Here is a 1,995-nt window from a genome sequence, read left to right as displayed (position 1 = left end):
GACCGCCTGGTGGGTGTTCCTGCTGGGCCTGCCGCAGTTCCTGGTCTTCTTCGTGCTCCGGCTCGGACTCGACACCGTGAACGACGGCACGTCCTACCAGACGGCGGCCCCGTACCTGCTGCTCCTGCTGGCGTCGATCACCATGGCCGTCATCGGCCTCCTCCGCGGACTGTTCGCCTTCCGGCGCGGCGCCAGCGGTCTGCTGGTCGTCGGCACACTGCTGGACGCGCTGGTGCTGATTCTGCTCTGGCAGCTCATCCCTTCCGACCTGCAGGACATGTTCAGGTTCTGAGATCCCGCCGGGCACGCCGCCGGGGTCCGTCGAAGGGGCCCCGGACGGCGCTGGAGGCACTTCTGCCGCAACAGGCGTGAACCCGGCTCTCCGCACGGACCGGGAGCCGCATACCGTAGGAGCCGGTGGGACGGGTGCGGTCTGAGCACCCGGAGCGTACGGAGGACGGAGAGACATGGCCGACAGGCGCCGGGACGACAGGCGTCCCCACGGTGAGCTCGTCGCGGACGTGCTGGCGGTCCTGTGGGAGGCCGGGAAGCCGATGACCGCGCAGCAGGTCAACGCGGTGCTCGACCAGGGGCTGGCACGGACGACGATGGCCACCATCCTCAGCCGCCTCTACGAGAAGGGCACGCTGCGCCGTACCCCGTCCGGCCGGGGGTTCGCCTACGAGCCGGTGGAGGACGCGGCCGGGCTCGTCGCCGGGCGCATGCGCCGGGAGCTGGAGAGCGAGCCGCGCCGCGACCTGGTGCTGCAGAGGTTCGTCTCGTCCCTCTCCGACGACGACGAGGAGACCCTGCGCAGGCTGCTCCGCGAGGTCGAGGGCGAGGTCGAGGGCGACTCCGGCTGACGTACGCCGGGGCCGCTGGTCTACCCCCGGGAGCCGGCGGCGAGGCGGGTGCGGAAGGTGACGCCGTCCGGGGTGTCCTCGACGGTGATCGTGCCGCCGTGCAGGGCCGCGATGTCCAGGGCGATGGACAGGCCGAGGCCGGTGCCGCCGTCGTCGCGGCTCCTCGCGTCGTCGAGCCGGGTGAACCGTTCGAAGATCTTCTCCCGGTCCGCGGCGGCGATCGGGAGGCCGTCGTTCGAGACGTCGAGGACGGCCTCCGCGGTCACCGGGTCCGCCGCGAGCCGCACGGTGACGGAGTGCCGGGCGTGCCGCTGGGCGTTGTCCAGGAGATTGGTCAGCAGACGGCCGAGCCACAGGGCGTTGCCGGAGACGGTCACCACGGCGGACGTGTGCAGGGCGACCTCGTGCGGGTCCGTCGAGCGCGCCGCCACCGTGGTGCGGACGAGGTCGGTGAGGTCGACGGGTTCGGCGGGCCGGCTCTGGCCGGTGGCGTCGAGACGGGCGAGCAGCAGCAGGTCGGCGGAGAGCGCCTGGAGGCGTTCGGTGTCCTGGAGGGCTCCCTCCAGCAGGGTGTCGCGCACGGTCGGGTCGGGATGGGTGTGGGCGACCTCCAGCTGGGTCCGGAGCACCGCGAGGGGGCTGCGGAGCTCGTGGGAGGCGTCGGCGATGAACCTGCGTTGCCGGATCCCCGCCGCCTCCAGCCGTTCCAGCATGGCGTTCATGGTCTCTGCCAGGCGGGCGATCTCGTCGTCGCCGTGCGGGGCCGGGACCCGGCGGTCCAGGCCGCGGTCGCTGATCGCGGCGACCTCGGCCCGGATGGCCTCGACGGGACGCAGCGCCCGGCCGGTCGTACGCCAGGTCAGCACCCCGACGGTGAGGAGCAGCAGGGTGCTCAGCGCGGCGAGGGCGGCCGTGGTGATGTCCTCGGCCGTGTCGGCCGTGCGCAGTGAGGCCCCGACGTGAATGGTCACCGGCCCGGTGGGAGTGGCGGTGGTGACGGTGGTGACGCGCTGGTCGTGCTTCTCGCCGAGGGCGTCGAGGTTGTACGTGCGGGGGGGCTGCGCTGCCGGGGATCGCCGGGGGGCCGTCCGGTGGGATCCCTCACCCGGCAGAACGAGGCGGCGGCGCGGGG

3 protein-coding genes are annotated in these 1,995 nt (G+C 73.1%); 2 read left to right on the top strand and 1 reads right to left on the bottom strand.

Translation table 11 applies throughout. From position 1 onward, the window contains the following. Positions 1–292 (top strand): hypothetical protein (locus AB0O29_RS35460; protein WP_365160432.1); only part of this gene is annotated, 292 nt, incomplete at its 5' end. 175 nt (positions 293–467) lie between these two features. After that, positions 468–863 carry a BlaI/MecI/CopY family transcriptional regulator gene (locus AB0O29_RS35455; protein ID WP_365160429.1) on the top strand — a complete coding sequence of 132 codons (396 nt, stop codon included), beginning with the start codon at positions 468–470 and terminating at the stop codon, positions 861–863. 20 nt (positions 864–883) lie between these two features. Here the strand turns inward: AB0O29_RS35455 and AB0O29_RS35450 are convergent. After that, the coding region (locus tag AB0O29_RS35450; RefSeq protein WP_365160427.1) for a HAMP domain-containing sensor histidine kinase at positions 884–1,995 on the bottom strand (1,112 nt) is incomplete at its 5' end.

This window comes from Streptomyces sp. NPDC089915 (assembly GCF_040684675.1).
GTDB lineage: Bacteria > Actinomycetota > Actinomycetes > Streptomycetales > Streptomycetaceae > Streptomyces.
The sequence above is the reverse complement of the archived record's forward strand: the minus strand, read 5'-3'. Positions and strand labels throughout refer to the sequence as shown.

Bases quoted from the DNA above. Each gene is read 5' to 3' on its own strand.
- AB0O29_RS35455 (WP_365160429.1), top strand. From the start codon at position 468: ATGGCCGACAGGCGCCGGGACGACAGGCGTCCCCACGGTGAGCTCGTC.